Source organism: Aequorivita iocasae (assembly GCF_016757735.1).
GTDB lineage: Bacteria > Bacteroidota > Bacteroidia > Flavobacteriales > Flavobacteriaceae > Aequorivita > Aequorivita iocasae.
Map to the genome: position 1 here is coordinate 157,615 of NZ_CP068439.1, position 17,433 is coordinate 175,047.

Annotated in this window: 17 protein-coding genes; 9 read left to right on the plus strand and 8 right to left on the minus strand. The window is 38.8% G+C overall.

Annotation, left to right across the window (positions count from 1 at the left end):
- Positions 1–30: 30 nt before the first annotated feature.
- The 4 genes from JK629_RS00760 to JK629_RS00775 form a co-directional block, all read right to left on the minus strand.
- Entirely contained in the window at positions 31–918 is an 888-nt protein-coding gene (locus JK629_RS00760) for a diacylglycerol/lipid kinase family protein (RefSeq protein ID WP_202336746.1), read from the minus strand.
- Positions 908–2,896: an LTA synthase family protein gene (locus JK629_RS00765; protein WP_202336747.1), complete on the minus strand. Its 1,989-nt coding sequence runs from the start codon at positions 2,894–2,896 to the stop codon at positions 908–910. The genes JK629_RS00760 and JK629_RS00765 overlap by 11 nt, the downstream gene beginning before the upstream one ends.
- Positions 2,897–2,997: 101 nt before the next feature.
- Complete coding sequence (locus JK629_RS00770; protein WP_202336748.1) at positions 2,998–4,026, minus strand: helix-turn-helix domain-containing protein; 1,029 nt, start codon at positions 4,024–4,026, stop codon at positions 2,998–3,000.
- A gap of 28 nt (positions 4,027–4,054) precedes the next feature.
- Positions 4,055–4,993: an NAD-dependent epimerase/dehydratase family protein gene (locus JK629_RS00775; protein ID WP_202336749.1), complete on the minus strand. Its 939-nt coding sequence runs from the start codon at positions 4,991–4,993 to the stop codon at positions 4,055–4,057.
- Positions 4,994–5,089: 96 nt separating this feature from the next.
- Between JK629_RS00775 and JK629_RS00780 the strand changes: the two genes are divergently transcribed.
- Genes JK629_RS00780 through JK629_RS00790 form a run of 3 tightly spaced genes read left to right on the plus strand, consistent with a single transcriptional unit; the run spans position 5,090 to position 8,044 of the window.
- On the plus strand, positions 5,090–5,800 hold the full coding sequence (locus JK629_RS00780; RefSeq protein ID WP_202336750.1) for a glycosyltransferase family 2 protein: 711 nt from the start codon (positions 5,090–5,092) through the stop codon (positions 5,798–5,800).
- A complete protein-coding gene (locus tag JK629_RS00785; RefSeq protein WP_202336751.1) occupies positions 5,797–6,429 on the plus strand; it encodes a lipid-A-disaccharide synthase N-terminal domain-containing protein in 633 nt (210 codons plus the stop codon). Before JK629_RS00780 ends, JK629_RS00785 begins: the two co-directional genes overlap by 4 nt.
- Positions 6,419–8,044 carry an ArnT family glycosyltransferase gene (locus JK629_RS00790; protein WP_202336752.1) on the plus strand — a complete coding sequence of 542 codons (1,626 nt, stop codon included), beginning with the start codon at positions 6,419–6,421 and terminating at the stop codon, positions 8,042–8,044. The genes JK629_RS00785 and JK629_RS00790 overlap by 11 nt, the downstream gene beginning before the upstream one ends.
- Before the next feature lie 7 nt (positions 8,045–8,051).
- On the opposite strand, the gene JK629_RS00795 is transcribed toward JK629_RS00790, so the two are convergent.
- From JK629_RS00795 to JK629_RS00805, 3 genes are all read right to left on the minus strand, one after another.
- On the minus strand, positions 8,052–8,630 hold the full coding sequence (locus tag JK629_RS00795; protein WP_202336753.1) for a phosphatase PAP2 family protein: 579 nt from the start codon (positions 8,628–8,630) through the stop codon (positions 8,052–8,054).
- 105 nt (positions 8,631–8,735) lie between these two features.
- Positions 8,736–8,966 (minus strand): hypothetical protein, encoded by a 231-nt coding sequence (locus JK629_RS00800; protein ID WP_202336754.1) that lies wholly within the window; start codon positions 8,964–8,966, stop codon positions 8,736–8,738.
- Between the two features lie 19 nt (positions 8,967–8,985).
- Positions 8,986–10,374: an MATE family efflux transporter gene (locus JK629_RS00805; RefSeq protein ID WP_202337952.1), complete on the minus strand. Its 1,389-nt coding sequence runs from the start codon at positions 10,372–10,374 to the stop codon at positions 8,986–8,988.
- A 93-nt stretch (positions 10,375–10,467) separates the two neighbouring features.
- Between JK629_RS00805 and JK629_RS00810 the strand changes: the two genes are divergently transcribed.
- The 6 genes from JK629_RS00810 (at position 10,468) to JK629_RS00835 (ending at position 16,776) form a co-directional block, all read left to right on the plus strand.
- Entirely contained in the window at positions 10,468–10,938 is a 471-nt protein-coding gene (locus JK629_RS00810) for a DUF1572 family protein (RefSeq protein ID WP_202336755.1), read from the plus strand.
- 81 nt (positions 10,939–11,019) lie between these two features.
- Entirely contained in the window at positions 11,020–11,790 is a 771-nt protein-coding gene (locus tag JK629_RS00815; protein ID WP_202336756.1) for a DUF3050 domain-containing protein, read from the plus strand.
- Between the two features lie 72 nt (positions 11,791–11,862).
- On the plus strand, positions 11,863–13,698 hold the full coding sequence (locus JK629_RS00820; RefSeq protein WP_202336757.1) for an ABC transporter ATP-binding protein: 1,836 nt from the start codon (positions 11,863–11,865) through the stop codon (positions 13,696–13,698).
- A gap of 108 nt (positions 13,699–13,806) precedes the next feature.
- A complete protein-coding gene (locus JK629_RS00825; RefSeq protein WP_202336758.1) occupies positions 13,807–14,640 on the plus strand; it encodes a DNA adenine methylase in 834 nt (277 codons plus the stop codon).
- The gene (locus JK629_RS00830; protein WP_202336759.1) at positions 14,633–15,913 is read left to right on the plus strand and encodes a type II restriction enzyme; all 1,281 of its coding nucleotides are present in this window, start codon (positions 14,633–14,635) and stop codon (positions 15,911–15,913) included. The genes JK629_RS00825 and JK629_RS00830 overlap by 8 nt, the downstream gene beginning before the upstream one ends.
- Positions 15,913–16,776, plus strand: coding sequence for a hypothetical protein (locus JK629_RS00835; protein WP_202336760.1), 864 nt, complete (start codon positions 15,913–15,915; stop codon positions 16,774–16,776). The genes JK629_RS00830 and JK629_RS00835 overlap by 1 nt, the downstream gene beginning before the upstream one ends.
- A 187-nt stretch (positions 16,777–16,963) precedes the next feature.
- On the opposite strand, the gene JK629_RS00840 is transcribed toward JK629_RS00835, so the two are convergent.
- Positions 16,964–17,359 (minus strand): HU family DNA-binding protein, encoded by a 396-nt coding sequence (locus JK629_RS00840; protein WP_202336761.1) that lies wholly within the window; start codon positions 17,357–17,359, stop codon positions 16,964–16,966.
- Positions 17,360–17,433: the final 74 nt, after the last annotated feature.

The following is a 17,433-nucleotide window of genomic DNA, read 5'->3' on the forward strand; positions in this document are numbered from 1 at the left end:
AACTACAAAATTTCTAGTAAAAATAGACTATTATAAAACACATACATTCAAGTTCTTTGGACGAATTGCTAATTTGATTATTGGTTCTTTGGGAACAAAAAATTCGCCGTCCTTTTGGGCCTTTAAGGTTGTATTTTCCAAACTTTTAATTTCCAAAGCCGTAAGTTGTTGAAACCGAACTTCCTTTAACCAATGATGTTTTTTGAAAAGAAATAGCATGGTAAAAAGCCCGAGTTTGAAACGTGAAAGTTTCGGAACAATCACCACATCCAATAATCCGTCCTGCAATGAAGCGCGGGGTGTCAAACTCATTTTATAACCCATTTCGTTGGAATTGGAAATGAAAAGCAAAAAAGGCGAAACCAGTTCTGTGGTTCCATTGTATTTTATTTGTAGCTGAGTTTGATAGCTATATTTTTTAAGTGTTCGCAATGTCGATTTTAAATAACTAAAAAGTTGTCGTGTGGTATTTTCCTCAAAATCTGAGATAACGTGCGCATCAAAACCAACGCCTGTATTGCTAAAAAATGGTTCGCCATTAATAGTTCCAGTATCTATTGTTACCACATTTTGGATTTTGATTACGGAAAGGGCTTTTTTTAGGTTTTTCGGAATTTTTAAATTGGAAGCCAAGCCATTTCCCGACCCCATCGGTAAAATCCCCAACAAAATAGAAGTATTTACCAAGCAGGAAGCTACCTCGTTAATAGTGCCATCGCCACCGCAGGCTACAATTATTTCAGCTCCTTCAGCAATAGACGCTTGTGTGAGCGCTGTGGCGTGCAGCACAAAGGCTGTTTTCTTTATTGAAATGGAATATTCAGTTTCCGGGAAGTAGGTTTTCAACAAAGCTTCAGAAAGTCCGTTATTACCTTTTCCGGCGATGGGGTTTACAATAAAATGGATTTTAGTTTTCAATTTCCAAAGTGCTTAACTTCAACCCATCATTTGTAAATAAATAGTCAGCAGTTTGATAGTTTGAAATAATTTCTTTTAAAAAAGCTTCATTTTCCTTTAATGGCAAAAGCTCGTTGCTTTCACGATCCCATTGATAGAAATTTGAAACTTTTTGGTCGCCCAAAACCATTACTTTATCGTCGCCTTTTAAGAGTCCAAGTTTTCTGTAAGTGCCCACAAAAGCACGCTCTTCCTCAGGTTTCATGTTTAAAATATCTGTACCGTAAAGATTTGTATCATAGTTCCAATTGAGCAATGAAAACAGCGTCGGGAAAATATCAATCTGTGAAGCCATTTTATTAACCTTTTGGGACGAAGTGTTTGGTACATTCAACATTAATCCTGGGATGTGATAGTTTTTTACGTCCAGTTCCTGCCGTCCTGCGCTGGAGGCACAATGGTCAGCCATAATTATGATTACCGTGTTTTTGTACCATTCTTTCGTCTGTGCTTTTTTTAAGAATGCACAAATGGCATAATCGGTATATTCTACGGCACCGCTTCTGCCGCTGCCCGAGGGAATGTCTATTTTTCCTTCCGGGTAGGTATAGGGACGGTGGTTGCTGGTAGTCATTACAAAATCGAAGAACGGTTTCCCAGTATTGTGGGCATCATCGGCAACTTTTATTACTTTGTTATAAATATCTTCATCTGCAATTCCCCAAGCATTTTCAAAAGTTACCTCATCATCTTCAATATTTGTGCGGGTTGTGTTTATACTTGCATCCATCAAAAAACCTCGACCGCGATCTACGATATCAAAACCGTTTCCGCCAAAAAAACTGTTCATATTGTCAAAATAACCATCGCCTCCATAAAAGAAATTCCGCGTGTAGCCTTTCTTTTTAAACACCTCGCCAATAGTAAATAGTTGCTGATTATTTTGTCTTTTTACAATGCTGCGACCAGGGGTGGGCGGAATGGACAAGGTGATGGCTTCCATCCCCCGAACGGTACGGGTTCCCGTGGCAAAAAGGTTGGTGAAAAACAGACTGTGGTTTGAAAGGGAATCCAAGGTTGGTGTAATATTTTCTGTATTTCCGAAGCTTCCGAGAAATTTCGCACTAAGGCTTTCCACACAAATAAAAATTACATTCGGCTTGAGTTCGGGCAGGGAATCTGTATTTGGAACATTTCTGTAAATTAATTCCTTCTCGGGAAAAAGCAGACTGTGGCCACGTTTTCTGAATTTATTTTTTACTTCTGCAAAAGCTTCATTTACAGGGAGGGTTTTGTAAAAATCGGTAAAGGAAAGCTCGTTGTTCTGAAAGGCTGCAAAAAAGGAATAGATGCCGGTTTTTGCAATTTCATTATTGTAACGGTTTTCAAATTGTTCGGCATCCTTATTTTTTACAAAAAGTGCAAAAATTATAACTGTTCCCAAGACAAGCAGTGTGGGGAACAATTTGTCCATAAAAGTACTTTCACTTGTAAATGTTTTTTGGAAAATTCCTTTTCGCTTGGTAATAAAAAGAAGCAAAGCCGTAATAAGCAGAATTCCACTCAACAGTAATGGAATGGGGTAAGATTCGTTGATGTTTTTTACAACTTCGTAAGTGTAAATAAGGTAGTCTACCGCAATAAAGTTGAAACGGTTTTTGAATTCTTCCCAAAAGGTTATTTCTGCAAAAAAGGAAAAGAGAAATATTACCAGCCCCAACGAATATGCAAACCAAGTAACAATTCTATCAAAAACGGACCCATGCCATCGCTGCGGAATAAGCAACAAATACAAGGCATACGGAAGTGCAAAAAATGAAACCGTACCCACATCAAACAATAGGCCTATTAGGAATGTATTTGCTATTTTGAAAAAAGAGGTATCAACTTCTTTAAAAACCCAAAACACAAAAATGAGCCGGATTAATGTTGATAATATTATATACGTTTTTACAAAGTAAAAAAGCAATTTGAACCGGGAGGGAAAAAGTTTGGACACAGAAAATTAATTTAGGCACGAAATTAAAACCTAAACTGACAGGCGCGTGTTTACAGTGCCTTGAAGATGTCCTATATGTTTATAATGGACGTTTTTAGCACCTATTTTAATGATTTTCGGTACTCGGTTGGCGTGATGCCTTTGTGCTTTTTGAAAGTAGCGTAAAAATTGGATTTTGAACTAAACCCAACATCGTTGGCTATTCCAAGCAGTGAATAGTTTGAATATTTTGGGTCGTTCAGTCTTTCCAAAAAAGCATTAATGCGATATCCATTTACAAAGTCCTGAAAATTTGTATCCATATGGATATTCAAAATTTCTGAAATATACTGTTTGGGAATTTCCAGTTTTTCCGCTAAGGAAGTCAGTGAGAGTTTACTGTCCATAAAACCTTTCTCTTCTTCCATAAAGGTGGTAATCTTTTTTGAATAGCCTTCAATTAAATCTTCCTTTAAACCAGAGGTTCGGTATTTTTTTATTTCGGAAAAACGAACAATTTCAGCGGGAGCAACAACGAGTTTCCAAGCCATAAAATAGAAAAGAAAAGCAATGACCAAAAGTGTGGAAGTATTGTTTTCTGGGTCGCTGAAATAAGGTATTTGCAAAATGCCCAACCAGTTTAAAATTTCATTTACCAAGGCAAAAATCATAATAATGGCAAGTGGAATTATAAAATACGCCATCCATTGCTGGCTTTTTGATTTTATGATTGTCCAGACCGCAAATAAGAGATATGTTAAGAAAGAAATCTCCACCAATAATTCTAACAGTTCAATTAAAAAAACATCTTCGGCAGGATAATACTTTTCATAGATTTCAATAATAAAATAAAACAGGTTAGGGGTAAAAAAGGCTACATGCTTTAAATTGAAAGTTTCTCGACTTGAAACAAAATACATTACAAATAATAGGAAAAACGTAATAAACAATGAAGAGTCAAAAAAGAACCAATCTCTGTGTTCTACAAAAAAACCATTCTCATCATCGCCCAGAACGTAAAACAAAATGGAAAGAATACTTCCTATCAACAACCAAAATGTAGGCTGTTGGTATTTTTTTCTATTGGCCATAAGTGCCACAATGAGAAAAAGCCCTTGCAGCAAGGTAATTATTTGAAGTATTTTAAGCATTTACGAATGAAAAGAATGAAGCCCGAAGTTAAAAATTATTTTTAAACCATTCAGTCTGTGCCTCCAAACCCTCTTTTAGCGTAGTCTGTGGGTTGTAGTTCAATAGTTTTCTCGCTTTGTCAATATTCGCCTTGGTTCGCGATTGGTCGCCGGCGCGGGGCGGTTTCATTTCGGTTGTAATTTTTGTTTGAAGAATTTCCTCCACCGTCGCAATGCCCTGTGCTGTGGTACTCTCAGTTTCGGTTCCGAGGTTGAAGATTTCACCGTTACAGATTTCTTCTTTACCAAAAACACTTACAATACCGTCCACAATATCCTGCACATAGGTAAAGCTGCGCAAGTGTTTTTCACTGCCGTCAAAAAGCGGGAAAGGTTTGTTGTTTAAACCGCAATCAATCAATCGAGTATAAAGTTTGTCAGGCCTTTCGCGCGGACCGTAAACGGAAAACAGACGAAAAGATGTTGCTTGCAATTTCTTTTCCCGAGTTTTTGCCAAAACCAATTGTTCTGCGGCAAGTTTTGTAACGCCATACCACGAAGCAGGTTTGGGCGCAACATTTTCCGGAAACGTAGCTTCCAATCCATAAATGGAAGATGTTGCAATATTTATAAAATAAGGTTTTTTAGGCAGGCTTTCAGCAAATGTTATCAAACATTGCGTGCCGAGAATATTATTACTGAAATAATCCTCAAAAGTACAAGCGCTCGAAATACCAGGTTGCGCGGCAAAGTGGAAAATATATTCCAAATCATTCGGAAGCCTTTCAGCTAAATCAGCTGTCCGTAAATCTAAATTAAGAACTTCTATATTTTTTTCGGCAAGTGCTTCAGCATTCAATTTTTTCAGGGCTATATCGTAATAGGGCGAAAAGTTGTCAATGCCAATCACTTCGTGGCCCAATTCCCTTAACCTTTCCGCAGTATGTGAACCGATAAATCCAGCCGCACCCGTAACAAGTAACTTCATAAAATTAATTTCACTTGCAAAATAACATCTTTTTTAACGTTCTGCCGTATTCTTCAAAAAAGAAATACTTTTGCAGAAACCTTTTCAAAAATATAGATGTACGAATTCACCATAATTGTACCTGTTTACAACGAAGAAGAAAACCTGCAACGGGTAGAAAAGGAACTACTAGCCTATACACAGATTGCTACCAAAAAAACTTCCATCCTTTTTGTAAACGATGGCTCCAAGGACAACAGTCAAGCTTTAATTGAAGCTATTTGCAACCGTAACGAAGCTTTCCATTTTATTTCCTTTAAGGAAAACCGTGGCCTCAGCGCTGCGATAAAAGCTGGTTTTGATTATGCTGAAAGCCCCTTAGTTGGTTATATTGACAGCGATCTACAAACGGATCCAAAAGATTTCAATCTACTGTTGGAGCATATAGGTGAATACGATTTGGTAACGGGCGTTCGGGCCGATAGAAAGGATAAATTCGTTAAAAATATGTCGTCCAAAATTGCAAACGGCATCCGTCGCGCCTTTACCCACGATGGGATGGACGATACCGGTTGCCCGTTAAAAGTGATTAAGACGGATTACGCCAAGCGCATCCCAATGTTCAAAGGGCTTCACAGGTTTTTACCAGCTATGATTCTTTTGCAAAATGGAAAAATAATACAGGTTCCCGTAAAGCATTTTCCGCGTATTGCAGGTACGGCAAAGTTTGGACTTTGGAACCGTCTGTTGGGGCCATTGATGGATTGCTTCGCTTACCTTTGGATGAAGAAAAAGTACATCAACTACGAAATTAAGAGCAAGGGATGAGCAGTTGGATTGTGTACAGCATTGGTTTTTTGGCACAAATCCTCTTTAGCGGAAGGCTGATTATACAATGGATTCTTTCTGAAAAAAGCAAGCGCATCATTACTCCTTCCGCATTTTGGAAACTTAGTTTATTCGCTTCATTTCTGCTTTTTGTGTACGGTTATTTGCGCGATGATTTCGCAATTATGTTAGGGCAAGCATTAACGTATTACATCTATATCCGAAATCTGCAATTGCAAGGCGAATGGCAAAAATCGCCAAAATGGCTGCGCGTTTTTCTTTTTGTCTTCCCTATTTTGATAGTAATTTATGCGTATAACAATGGCGAATACGATATAGACAAACTTTTCAGAAATGACGCCATCCCCCTTTGGCTCTTGCTTTTGGGTATTGTTTCCCAAATACTTTTTACGTTGCGGTTTGTGTACCAATGGATCGTTTCCGAAAAAACAAAAACCTCGCAGTTGCCCGTGGGCTTTTGGCGGATGAGCGTTTTGGGCGCCTCTTTAATATTGACCTATGGAATTTTCAGGCAAGACCCGGTTTTGTTGGTAGGGCACGGCGCAGGCTTAATTATTTATGTTAGAAATATTTTCATTTGGAAAAAACAAGTTAGCCATGAAATTTGAAAGGAATTACATACTACTGTTGTTGCTAATCTGTGCGGCTATTTTCTTCGTAAACCTAAACGCGCTGCCAGTAAATATCATGGAAGCCCGAAACTTCATAACGGCACGAGAAATGCTAAACGACGGCAATTGGCTACTCACTACCATCAACGGCGAACCGCGCTACCAAAAACCTCCGCTACCCACGTGGCTCACTGCTTTCTCGGCAGCAATCTTTGGAATAAAAAGCGTTTGGGCGCTGCGGCTTCCGGCAGCAATAATGACGCTTTTTCTTGTACTTTTTTCATATAAACTTGCCAAAAAGCTTACTTCAGAAAAGATATATGCTTTCATCAGTGCGCTGGTGATGGCCACTTCTTTTTATATTGTAGCCTCTGCCCGCGATGGACAGTGGGATATTTACACCCACGGCTTTATGGTGGTTTGTATTTATCTGCTTTATTTATTTTTTACGGAAGAACCCCACAAATATCGCAATGCCATTCTTGCGGGACTTTTCTTTGGTTGTTCGTTTTTAAGTAAAGGCCCTGTTTCGCTCTATGCCCTGCTCCTGCCCTTTTTAATTGCTTTTGGAATTGTTTACAAATACAGAAATTTTAAATCGCGCTGGTTACCGCTTGTTACATTTTTGGCAGTAAGCTTTGTCGTTTCGGCTTGGTGGCATTGGTACACCTTAACCTTTGATCCAGCCGCAGCTGAAATCACCAAAAAAGAAACCACCAATTGGATAAGCTACGAGATTAAACCATTTTACTATTACTGGAGTTTCTTCACCCAAAGTGGGGTTTGGACCATTCCGGCATTTATCGGCTTGCTTTACCCCTATTTAAAAAATCGTGTTTTTAACAAAAAAGCATATCTGTTCACCTTTCTATGGATCATGCTTTCGGTAGTATTGCTTTCCTTAATTCCCGAAAAAAAATCGCGCTATTTGTTGCCAGTTTTAATTCCAATGGCACTGAATACGGGGTTTTATATTGAATATCTCTTCCGAAGGTTTACGGAACTAAAGGATAAGCGAGAAACCATTCCCGTCTATTTCAATTTTGGACTGATTGCCTTTATAGGAATTGTCTTCCCCGTTGGCGGCTATATTTTTCTGAAAGATGGAATTGCGGGAAACTGGCTTTGGTTCGTGCTACTTTCCCTTGCTTTGTTAACCATCGGAATTTTGATGTTCCGAAATCTTTTCCGCAGAAAAATTGCAAGCGTTTTCTATTTAACCATTGCCTTTATAGTTGCGGTAATTTGGTTTGGGCTTCCGCTGAGCAAAGCCATCACGATAAATCCCGACTATAAACCGTTTTCGGAATTGCACGCTTTTGAGGAAAAAGAAAACATAAAGGTTTATGAGTTTTCAGATATGACGCCCGAACTCATTTGGGATTACGGGGAAAAAATGGAAATTTTGAACCAAGACGATACATTTATAACGCCCACCGAAAACCGTTTTGGGGTATTGGTTTCAGAGGAAAGCCTCCAGCATTTTAAGGAAACCTTCCCGAACTTTAGAAGGGAACGCGTGGCTCGTTATGATATGAACCCAAAGGGACCGGACAGCCGAACGCATAAAACAAGGCTATACCGGGATTTGTTCATCGTAACTAAAAAGTGATTTAAGACTATTGGGGTTTTTGGGTATTAAATTTTTTCTGCCCCCACTTTTGTAAAAGATAAAACAACCAACCGGTCAATCCGCCAAAGGCCATTCCGCTAATTACATCCAACGGATAATGAACGCCTAGATAAATTCGGCTATAGCCTGTAATTACTGCCCATAGCAACAGCAGAAAGGGTAAATAGCTATACCATTTTTGAAGACTCAACCCCAAGAATACGGCAGCGGCCATAGAACTTGCAGCATGGGCCGAGAAATAGCCATAGCGGCCACAACCATCGGCTACAAAACGCATTATTGCTTTTAGGTCTTCTACTTGGCAGGGCCTGGGGCGTTTCACACCATATTTAAAAAGGTTGGCTATTTGATCGGTAGCAGTAATCATTAAGGCAACACAAACTATAATAACCAAAGTACCCTTCCACCCATAATTTTTGAAAATCAAATAAAGGAGAATTGCATATATTGGGATTGAGGACCATTTTTCGGTAACAAATCGCCAAAACCCATCCCAAGAGGTATTCCCCAAATTGTTTAAAAAAAGGAAAAGTTCAGTATCGTATTTTAAAAGTTCTTCAATCATTCTTTCTAATTAATAGAATCTGCAAAATCACCTACTCACCTATTCACCTATTCACCTATTCACCTATTCACCTATTCACCTATTCACCTATTCACCTAAAAAAAATCATTCCTCATCATATCGCGCAATCTCCCGATCATAAAAATCATTTGCGCCCTGAATTAAATTTTCGGCTTCGGTTTCCAGTTCCTTTTGGTCCTGGGCGTCAAAATCCTCAAGCCATTCCACCTCATCGTTTTCAAGGTTAATGATAAACCGTGGAAATTCGGTATGTATCACAAATATCGCCGTGGGATAATCGCTGTTGTCGCCTAGTAAATATTTTGGAAAGTCCATAATTGGAATTTGTTTATTGCTAATTGTTAATTGTTAATTGTTCCCGTATCAATTTCTTCGAAAGATAATTAAATCTAATGAATAACATAATGCCACTAGCCGAAAGCCCTGCCAACAGGCCATACCAAATACCCATACTTTCCAGCGAGGTGTGCATGCTTAAATAGTATGAAATTGGGAAGCCAATGATCCAATACGCGATAAAGCAGATTACGGTTGGTATCTTTACATCCTGCATGCCGCGCAAGGCTCCAAGTGCCACAACTTGAAGCGCATCGGTAAATTGAAAGATGGCAGCAATAATCAAGAGTTGTGCGGCAATGGTAACCACCTCCACGTTATCGGCAAAGTCGGCCACACTATTATAATCGAGGAATATTTTCGGCAATTCGCCATTAAATAGAATAAAGAAAACCGCAAAAATCAATGCCAAAATAGAAGTTAGCAATCCAATAGATATCGCAACCCGGCGCAATTCTCTAAAATTTTTAAGTCCTTTTTGATTGCCCACACGTATCATCGCCGCCACGCTAAAACCCATCGCAACCATAAAGGTCATAGAAGCTAGATTCAGCGCAATTTGATTGGCTGCCTGTGGATTCTTCCCAAGAATTCCGGAAAGCCATACTGCGGAAGTAAAAATAGCCACCTCAAAAAACATCTGCATTGCCGAGGGAAAACCAAGGTTCAGCAGTTTTTTCAGCATCTTTTTACTGAGGGTAAAGATTTTGATATTTGTCACAAAATATCGCGACTTCTCCTTTCGGCTCAATAAATACCACAAATAGCCAACCATCACCACACGTGAGACCAAAGTACCGATGGCAGCCCCCACAACGCCCAATTCCGGTGCTCCAAATTTTCCAAAGATGAATATATAATTGAGCACCACATTCGCAAGGTTTGCTGCAATTGTAGCATACATGGGGAAACGCGTCATGGACATACCATCGCTAAACTGCTTAAATCCCTGAAAGATAATCAGCGGAACTAGCGAAGCCGCAACTAAAGTAAGATAAGGCATCGCCAGATCTACCACCTCTGGGGGTTGTTTCATCACGTACATCAGGGGTTTGGCAAACATTACCATTGCAAAGAGCGCAATTCCCAAAACAATACATAAAAACAGGCCGTGCTTAAAGGAAGACTTTCCTTTTTCGCGGTTACCTTCCCCGTCAGCTTCGGCAACCAAAGGGGTGATCGCGGTAGAAAAACCAACGCCCAAACTCATTGCAATAAACATAAAACTGTTCCCAAGCGAAACAGCGGCAAGTTCGGCACTGCCCAACTGCCCCACCATAATATTATCAACCAGCGCCACCACTTGGTGCCCCAACATTCCCAAAATAACGGGCGTCGCCAGTTTGGTGTTGTATTTGAATTCTTTGGTGTAATCGGAAAGGGCCAAGACGTTAAAAATTTTGCGCAAAGATAGTTGTTGCATTTTTTAAAATGCCATTTGAAAAAAAACTGTTACTTTAAATTATTCATAAAAGTAACAATGAAAAGTAACCAACACTTGGCAGACCGCTTTCGGGAAGTACTTCTTAACGGTACTTTTATAGCCAATACAAATTATAAAGACCAACTGGAAAACCTACCGTTGAAAATAGCGCAAACAAAAGTAGGTGATTTAAACACCATTGCCATTTTGGCGCAGCACATACACTATTACATAAAAGGAGTTGCCAATGTCTTTAAGGGCGGGCCCTTGGAGATTAGGGACGCGTACAGTTTTGATTTTCCAGCGTTTGCTTCGGAAGCCGAATGGCAATCCTTTTTAAAAACCTTTTTCAACGATGCCGAGGAATTCGCAACGCTGGTATCCCAAATTCCAGAAAACACCTTAAACGATGTCTTTATCGATAAAAAATACGGAACTTTCCAACGGAATATTGAGGGTATGATAGAACACTGCTATTACCACCTTGGACAGTTAGTTCTTATAAAAAAAATGATCTTAAATACTTAGAACAATAGTGTAGCTTTTGAATGCAAATACCCACAAAATTTATCCTACTAAACCACCGATTTAATAAAAAGTAAATACATAATGAATCACATTGAAAAAATTGAGATTGAGCTTCTTCCATTACGCAACCAACTAAAAAATCACAGACTTTACAATAACCTATCATCCATTGCAGATATCAAAACTTTTATGGAGCAGCATGTATATGCCGTTTGGGATTTTATGTCACTTTTAAAAGCACTCCAACGCGATCTTACAACCGTTACATTGCCTTGGGTGCCCGCGCCCAATGCTAGCTTGGCCCGATTTATAAACGAAATTGTTCACGGGGAGGAAAGTGATGTTAACGAACTTGGCCAAGCACGAAGCCATTACGAAATGTACTTGGAAGCAATGGAACAAGTGGGTGCAGATACCGAAGCGGCAAATCAATTTATTTCAAAAATAAAACAGGGAAATACGGTTGCCGAAACTTTAAAAAATACCAACCTACCCCAGCGCACCAAGGATTTTGTAAACTTTACCTTTAAAACCATACAATCCGGAAAAACCCACGCCATTGCCAGTGCATTTACCTTTGGTAGGGAAGACTTAATTCCAGATATGTTTATAGAAATTCTAAAAAGTGCCGACGCAAAAAACCAGCAATACAACAAACTGAAATATTACCTAGACCGCCACATTGAACTGGACGGCGACGAACACGGTCAGCTCTCCTTACAAATGATAACCGAACTCTGTGGAAATGACGAACAAAAATGGAATGAATCCCTAGCAATCGCCAAACAAGCCTTACAGCACAGAATCGCACTTTGGGACTGCATTGCGAATAGAATTGACAATAGAAATTAGCAAATAGCAAATAAATAATTTTAAAAGACACCTTCAACATTTAAAATTCAAAATTCATCATAGTTTAAAACAATGCCACGGCCCATCCCGAAATCAATAACCGACAAAGATAAAACCAGCCTACGCGATTCGTTTAAGGCGCTAAAAACCATTCCGCGTTTTTTTAGGGAAATTTACCGAAGCAGCCCAAAACTGTTTTTCGTAAATACGTTTAGCAGGCTCATCAACGCCTTCACCCCCGTTGTAATCCTGTGGGTTGGGAAAATGATTATTGATGAAATCATCCTACAAGTTTCCCTCGAAAACCAAGATTTCACACAACTGTGGAACCTCGTCATCATCGAGTTTTGCGTGGCGGTGCTTTCCGACCTTTTGGGACGCTTGATAAATCTTACCGACGGCCTTTTGGGCGATCTGTACTCCAATATGTCTTCGGAAAAAATAATCCGCAAGACCGCAGAGCTCACCATCGCACAATTGGAAGACCCCGAATTTTACGACAAATTGGAACGCGCCCGAACCCAAACCAACAGTCGGGTAGATTTAATGACCAATGCGCTGGGGCAAGCAGAAAGCCTGATTTCTATGGTTTCGTTGATTGCGGGCTTGATTTATTTTGAACCTATATTAATACTGATTCTTATTCTCAGCATTATTCCTTCGTTTATAAACGAGGCCAAATTCAGCAGCACGCGCTATTCGTTGGCGCGCAGTTGGACCGCCGAGCGCCGCGAACTGGATTACCTCCGCTTTATTGGCGCCAACAACCAAACCGCCAAGGAAATAAAACTCTTCGGCCTGACCGATTTTATTGCGGAACGCTTTAAAAAACTTTCGAACGATTATTACCTCATCAACAAAAAGCTGTCGCTCAAGCAGAGCCTCTACGGCTCGCTGTTCAATATCTTGGGCGTGCTCAGCTATTACGGCGCCTATGTGTATATCATTATGCGGGTGCTGGCGGGAGCCATTTCCATTGGCGAGCTCACCTTCCTTTCCGGGTCCTTCAACCGTTTGCGCAACAACCTGCAGGGCTTCTTTTCGCGCTTTACCCGTATTTCGGAAAGTGCGCTCTACCTTCAGGACTACTTTGACTTTATCGACCTAACCGTGGAGCAGACTGCCGAAGCAAAAACCCCGATACCCAAAACAATCAAGGAAGGTTTTCAGGTAAACGACCTGCACTTTGCCTACCCCGGCAGCGAGGGCGAGGTGCTAAAGGGCGTAAACTTTACGCTAAAGGCGGGCGAAAAGATGGCCTTTGTGGGGCAGAACGGTGCGGGCAAGACCACGCTCATCAAACTCTTCCTGCGCTTTTACGAACCCACCCAGGGCGAGATCCTTTTGGACGGCATCAACATAAACCAGTTTGATGTGGATGAATACCGAAAACGTTTTGGCGTGATCTTTCAGGACTTTTTTAAATATGAATTTACCCTGCGCGAAAACATAGCCGTGGGCAATATAGACCAAGTGCAGAACGACGAGATAATAAACTACGCCGCCAGCAAAAGCCTCGCGGAACAAGTGGTGACCGAAATGGCAGATGGGCTGGAACAACGCCTGGGCAGAAGGTTTTACAAAGGCACCGAACTAAGCGGTGGGCAGTGGCAAAAGGTGGCCCTGGCCCGTGCCTATATGAAGGACGCCGATGTGATGGTGCTGGACGAGCCCACCAGCGCACTGGATGCGCAGGCGGAGTACGATGTTTTTGAACGCTTTATAGCCCTTACCAAAGGCAAGACCAGCATTATTATTAGCCACCGCTTTAGCACCGTACGGATGGCAGACCGTATTTTGGTATTGCAGCACGGCCAAGTGGTGGAACTGGGCACCCACGAGGAGTTAATGGCGCACCCAAAATTGTACTCGGAGTTGTTTAAGTTGCAGGCGGCGGGGTATCAATGATTATATTAAAAGAAGTTATTAACAGGAACATGTGTTGAAAATTATCATACATTCCTATAATTACTAAGTTTGATTTTGTTATTTTGTGGCTTAACCATAAATACCTAAATGAAAAAGAATAAACTAGTAGCTCCATTTGTAAAATGGGTTGGTGGCAAACGACAATTAATGCCTGCTATTAAGGAGATTCTACCCAATAATTTTTCTACATATTATGAGCCCTTTATCGGTGGAGGAGCAGTTTTATTTGAAATTCAGCCTAAAAAAGCATTTATTAATGATTCCAATGAAGAATTAGTTAATACCTATAAGGTTATTAAGAATTATCCTGAGGAATTGATTTCAGATTTAAAAACACATATAAATACTTCGGATTATTTTTACAAAATTAGATCACTTGATAGAGAAAGTAATTTTGATAAAATGTCTGATATTAAAAGAGCCTCAAGAGTCATCTACCTTAATAAAACTTGCTACAATGGTTTGTATAGAGTAAATAACTCGGGCGAATTTAATTCCCCGTTTGGAAGATATAAAAATCCCAATATAGTAAATGAAGTTACAATACGTGCAGTAAGTAAATATCTAAGAAACAATGATATCACTATCATAAACGGAGATTTTGAAAATGCTTTAAATAATATTAGAAAAGGAAGTTTTGTTTACTTTGATCCACCTTACGATCCTGTTTCTAAAAGCTCAAATTTCACAGGTTATGTACAAGGTGGATTTAATATTTTTGACCAAGTTCGACTAAGAGATTTATGTGATAAGCTTGATAAAAAAGGTGTTAGTTTTTTAGTTTCAAATTCTGCAACTCAGTTTATTATGGATTTATATTCAAGATATAATATCACTCTAGTAAAAGCAAACAGACCCATAAATTCAGATGCTACTAAAAGGGGGGAAATTGATGAAGTTCTTATCAGAAATTATGAGTGATACTAAGAATGACATAGCTTGGGCTCAATTATTTTCTAAATATAAAATTGTAGAAGAGGTTAGTAAGAAAGGCTTTTATGAAATCTCATCAACGGTAATAAACAAGTTTAGAGAAGCCCGTCTTATGACCAAATTTGATTATCGCTCTCAATTACCAGAAATTTTCTCTAAAAATAATCTTTCCATTCTTCCTATTACACGGGGAAAATATGTTATTTCGGACTTTGAAACATATAACGACTTTGAAAGCTCAAACCCAATACCAAAAAAAATAGATTTTCCGAATTATTTGGAAAGTATAAAATACGATAATATAACTAGCGAATCGACTGCTTTAAACTGTGCTTTCGTTACAGGTATTATTGAAGATTTTATCCAAGACGATCAAATAATGCCAACAGTAAGTGGTAGAATGAGTTCTTCAAATTTTGATTTTAGTATTGAAACACCATCACGAGTATTAAACATTAGTGTCAATAATAGTCAGGTAGAAATTGACGGAGGATATGAAGGAGTTAAATCTTTAAATTTAATCGAAGCAAAAAATTCTATTTCCAAAGATTTCCTAATCCGTCAACTCTACTATCCTTTTAAATTGTGGAGCGGAAAAATAAATAAAGAAATACGCCCTATCTTTTTAACCTATTCAAATGGTATTTTTCATTTTCGGGAATATTTCTTCGAAGATCCTAATCACTATAATTCATTAATTTTAAAACAAGAAAAAAAATATATAATTAGGGATGGTGCTATTAATATAGAACTAATTCAAAGAATTGCTCACGAAATAAAAACCGTTAAAGAACCTGAAATACCATTTCCGCAAGCTGATTCATTTGAAAGAGTAATTAATATTTGTGAATTACTTAATGAAAATGGTACTTTAACTAGAGAATATGTTACCGTAAACTATGATTTTGATGTTCGACAAACTAACTATTATACAGATGCTGGAAGATATCTGGGTCTTATAGATAAATCAAAAGAGAATAATGAGATCGTGTATTACCTCACAGATTTGGGTAAAAGAATTTTTAATCTACCCTTGACTGAAAGACAAGTTGAATTTATCCGGCTTATCTTATCTCACGAGGTTTTTAATAAAGTGATTAATTCTTATTTTGAAAATGCTGAATCTCCCACCAGCCATCAAACCGTTTCTTTAATGAAAACATCTAATTTATATAATGTTAACTCAGAAAGTACATTTTATAGAAGATCTTCTACTATTTTAAGTTGGGTTAATTGGATAATTGATCAGATTGAAGAATAATGGCTTGTAAAAAAAATCATATTGATACTGATCAAATCATAAAAGATTTACCAATTAGCCAAGGGAACTTTGAACGACATAAGTGTGCTTCCTGCGCGTATGAAAAAGGCCTACAAAACGGCGCGAAAAAACTACTGAATTTCGATCTGGAAGACTTTATCACAAATCTAGAAAAGAGCCAAAAGGGCTTTAGGCGTCATAGAAGCGCTATTGAAGCATACACTTTAGGATTTTTTCATGGTCTGAATGGCGATAATAATCATTTAGCAATCAAAGATAAATCTAGAATTGCATCACAGATGAGAGATTTTGGATTATCGATGGTTGCAAAAGGGGTAGTTAATGCAACTTTTTCTGAAATGGGGGAACCTTATTCACACGCTATGGGTTTAGTTCAAGTTGCAAATGGATTTGAAATCTTAATTAAATCGAAAATAGTTGAAGAACATCCTCTTTTAGTGTTTACAAAAATTCCTAAAGAAGCGAATTTAGTAGATGGAAATATTAAAATGGAAGATTTATTAGAACACGGACAAACCATTATGTATTCGGAATTACCAGATAGACTGTGGGCAACAACTGGTTATAAAATTGAATCTTTAGACTTATATAATAAGTTTGGTAGAATAAGAAATCAAATTATTCATTTTGCCATTCCTCAAATTTCATTGGCTAATTTAACTTTAGAATATACATTTAAAATAATTGAAAAAGCTATTAATACTTGGTGGGATGTTACAATTCTTGATTATGCACAAGAATATGATGATGTTATTTTAGAGTATATTTTTGAAAGAATAGAAGATTTAGGTCTTAAAACAATTTATACAGTAGATAATAATTTTCATCTGAAAAAAAAGTAGTTCGCCCCCCCTAGCGCACGCCTGCCGGATGCAGGCAAGTTTGCCACGTGTGCCCGACAACTTCACAACCCCAATACACACCCCACAAAAAAAACAAAGCCACATTTCATATAAAACATGGCTTAGTTTAGGGTGAAACATAGCCATGTTTTGGGTAAAACATAGCTATGTTTTTGTAAAAAGAAGGCTATCTTTCGGCAACCTTCTTAAAACCTGCATTCTTCATGGCATCCAGGATACGCTTGCCCGCACGGTAGCGCACGCTTACTTTCTTGATCATACTGTTGGCCACAAAATCGTCCTGCGTATCGGCAGGGCCGCTGCTAATGGATGGGTATAGGCTACCCAATTTCTCCAAGCGCACTACCTTACTGTCCGACAGCGCTTTTTGGATTACGTTTTCCAGCGCAATGATTACGCCCTTAATATCGGGCTCGCTCAACGCACTGAACTTTTCAATTTCCGACACTAGGTCGTCAATGGTCATTTCGCCATCATTTACCATGCTGGCATACCACTTTCTGGTCCCCCCGCCCGCTACGCCGGGTTCCGCTCTTTGCACTACTTTATACTTAATAGGCATACTTAAAAAATTTAAAGATTAATAAAAAAATTAAATGGTCCTAAAATAAAAGCGTTAGCAAAACGGCAACTTCT